A 3,694-nucleotide genomic window follows, 5' to 3' on the forward strand; every position below is an offset into this window, starting at 1 on the left:
GAGGACCAGCAGGACGACAAGCGCCTCGTGGGATACGTCGTGCCCGAACCCGACACCGCACCTGCCGCAGCCGACACGCAGGTGAACGATGTCGGCCCCCTGCTCACCGAGCTGTCCGAGTATCTGCGTGGGCGCCTCCCGGACTACATGGTGCCCTCGGCGCTGGTACCGCTGCCGGAGATACCGCTCACCCCGAACGGCAAGCTCGACCGGCGGGCCCTGCCGTCGCCGGACTACACCCGGGTGTCGTCCGGCAGGGCACCGCGCAACGCGCGTGAGGAGGCCTTCTGCGCGCTGTTCGCCGAAGTCCTCGGTCTGGACGGCGTCGGTATCGACGACGACTACTTCGCCCTGGGCGGGGACAGCATCCGTTCCGTCAAGGTCGTCGCACGGGCCAAGGCGCGCGGCATCGTGGTCAGCGTGCGGGAGATCTTCGAGTACCGCACGGTCGCCCGGCTCGCGGAACTGGTCGAAGGGAGGGAGGCCGAAGAGAGCCTGCGACTGGACGAGTTGCCGGGTGGCGGGGTCGGCTGGGCTCCCTTGCCGCCGACGGCGGCGCACGTGCTCGCGCTCGGCGGTGGCATCGACCGGTTCTGCATGTCCGCGCTGCTGACCCTGCCCGCGGACATCGACCGTGCGGGGCTGCTCGCGACGGTGCAGGCCGTGCTGGATCGGCATGATGTGCTGCGTTCCCGGCTCGACCGGGCGCGGCCGGGCCTGTCGGTCGAACCGGCCGGCAGTGTGGAGGCCGGTGCGCTGCTGCGGGAAGTGGCCCACGGCGACGCCGATGTACGGGCCGAGCTGGACGCGGCCGCGGGTCGGCTGGATCCGGACGCGGGCGTGATGGCGCAGTTCGTGTGGTTCACCTCGGCTACGGATGCGGCTACGGCTACGGCTACGGATGCGAACAGGGACGCGGACGGGGATGTCGGCGCGGATGCGGGCCGGTTGCTGATCGTGATGCATCACCTGGTCGTCGACGGCGTGTCGTGGCGGATCCTGGTTCCCGACCTGGTGTCCGCCTGGCAGCGGATACGGGAGGGCAGGTCCCCGCAACCCACCGGGACGGGCACGTCGTCGCGTCGGTGGGCGCACGCGCTGGCCGACGAGGCGGCCACCCCGGAGCGGGTGGCGGAACTCCCGCTGTGGCAGCGGGTCCTGGCCGGGGACGAACCGGTGCTCGGCGCACGGGAGCTGGACCGCACGCGTGATGTCGCGGCCACCGTGGACACGGTCCGTGTCCAGGTGCCCGCAGACGTCACGGAAACGCTGCTGAACACCGTGCCCTCGGTGTTCCGCGGGGGCGTCGACGACGGGCTGCTGGCCGGCCTCGCGCTGGCGCTGACCCGCTGGCGCGAAACGCGGGGGAGTGCCGGGGCCTCGACGCTGGTCCGGCTGGAGGGACACGGCCGGGAGGAGCACGCCGTGCCCGGCGCGGACCTGTCCGGCACGGTCGGATGGTTCACCGCGATGTTCCCGGTGCGACTGGAACTGGCCGGCATCGATGTGGCGGACGCCTTCGCCGGTGGCCCGGCCGCCGGGCAGGTGCTCAAGGCGGTCAAGGAGCAGGTGCGGGCGGTACCGGGCCGGGGCATCGGCTACGGGCTCCTGCGTCAGCTGAATCCGGAGACCGCCGCGGTGCTGGCGGGGGAGCGGGAGCCGCAGATCGGGTTCAACTACCTCGGCCGTGCCTCGGACGCGGACCTCCCGGCGGACCTGCGGGGCCTGGGCTGGGCCCCGGACACCGCGCACCAGGACCTGATCGCCGCGCCGGACGGGGACATGCCGGTGCTGTCGGCCCTGGAGATCAACGCCGTGGCCGTCAGCGCCGCGGACGGTGACGAACTGAGCGCGTACTTCGGGTTCCCGACCGGTGTGCTCTCCCGGGAGGAGGTCGCCGAGCTGGCCGGGTTGTGGGTCCAGGCACTGACCGGCCTGGCCCGCCATGCCGGGACGCCCGACGCCGGTGGGCTGACCCCGTCGGACGTACCCCTGGTCGCGGTACGCCAGGAGGAGATCGACACGTGGGAGTCCCGGTTCGGCCGACTCGCCGAGGTGTGGCCGGCGACCCCGGCGCAGTCAGGGATCCTGTTCCACGCGATGCTGGCCGGGACGTCGTTCGACGTCTACCACATGCAGTTGGTGTTCCACCTCTCCGGTGCGGTCGATCCGGAGCGGATGCGCAGGGCCGGACAGGCGCTGCTGGGACGCTACGCCAACCTTCGCGCCGCGTTCGTCGACCGGGCGGACGGCGACGTGGTGTCGGTGGTGCCGCAGGAGGTGCCACTGCCGTGGCAGCACCTCGACCTGACCGCGGCCGGTGAGACCGAGCGGGCCGAGACGTTCGAGCGGTTCCTCGTCGAGGACCGGGCCGCGCACTTCGACGTGGGCACGCCGCCGCTGATCCGGCTGGCGCTCGTCGAACTCGAACCGGACCACGCCGAGTTGGTGATGACCGCCCACCACGTACTGTTCGACGGCTGGTCGACGCCGATGCTGATGAGGGACCTGCTGCTGTTGTACGCGTCCGACGGCGACGCGACCGGCCTGCCCGCGGCCCGTGACTACGGCGAGTTCCTGTCCTGGCGCGCCCGTCACGACCACGAGGAGTCCGCACGGGCCTGGGCGGCCGAGCTCGACGGAGTGGACGAACCCACGCTGCTCGTCCCGCGCGCCGGCACGCAGCACGAGTCCGGCGGAGTCGGAACGCTCGATGTGGCGATCGAGGACATGGCCGGTCTGACCCGCAGGGCCGCGGAACTCGGCGTCACGCTCAACACCCTCGTGCAGGGCGCCTGGGGCGTGCTGCTCGCCAACCTCACCGGTCGGTCCGACGTCGTGTTCGGCGCCACCGTGGCAGGCCGTCCGGCCGCGTTCGTCGACGCCGACGACATGGTCGGACTGTTCATCAACACCATTCCCGTCCGGGTGCGCTGTGAGTGGCGCAGCACCTTCGCCGAACTGCTCGGCGAGTTGCAGAGCCGGCAGGTGGGACTGCTCGACCACCACCACCACAACCTGGCGGAGATCCAGCAGGCCACCGGTCTGCCCACCTTGTTCGACAGCCTGGTGCTGTTCGAGTCGTTCCCGGTCGACCGGGAAGCCCTCGTCGAGGCCAACTCGGCGGCCGGAGTCGCCATCACCGGGCTGCGGCCGTTCTCCGGCTCGCACTACCCGGTCACGCTGGCCGCCGCGGCCGAACCGGAGGTGCAGTTCGCCCTGCAGTACCGGCAGGACCTGCTGGACGCGGACACCGCCGCGGGGATCGTGGACCGGTTCGTGCGGGTGCTGGAGCAGGTGGTCGCCGATCCGGGTGTGTCCGTCGGGGACATCGACGTGCTCGGTGGCGACGAGCGGGGATGGCTGCTCCGTGCGGTCAACGACACCGTCGAACCGACGTTGGAGTCGGACCTCGTGGAGGTGGTGTCCCGGTGGGTTCGGGAGGCGCCGGGTGCGGTGGCCGTGGTCGGTGACGGTGGGTCGTTGTCGTACGGGGAGTTGGACGCGCGGGCGAATCGGCTGGCGCGTTGGCTGATCGGTCGTGGGGTGGGGCCGGAGTCGTTGGTGGCGGTGTGTCTGCCGCGTTCGGTGGACCTTGTGGTGGCGTTGCTGGCGGTGCTGAAGGCGGGTGCGGCCTATGTGCCGGTAGATCCGGAGCATCCGGGTGCTCGGATCGACTACATCCTTGAGGATT

1 protein-coding gene is annotated in these 3,694 nt (G+C 71.5%); it reads left to right on the forward strand.

Annotated features, from left to right (window positions below):
* The coding region (locus tag IE278_RS41605) for a condensation domain-containing protein (protein WP_189780228.1) at positions 1 to 3,694 on the forward strand (3,694 nt) is incomplete at both ends.

The sequence above is a fragment of the Streptomyces tauricus genome (assembly GCF_014650955.1).
In the GTDB taxonomy this organism is placed as follows: Bacteria; Actinomycetota; Actinomycetes; order Streptomycetales; family Streptomycetaceae; genus Streptomyces; species Streptomyces tauricus.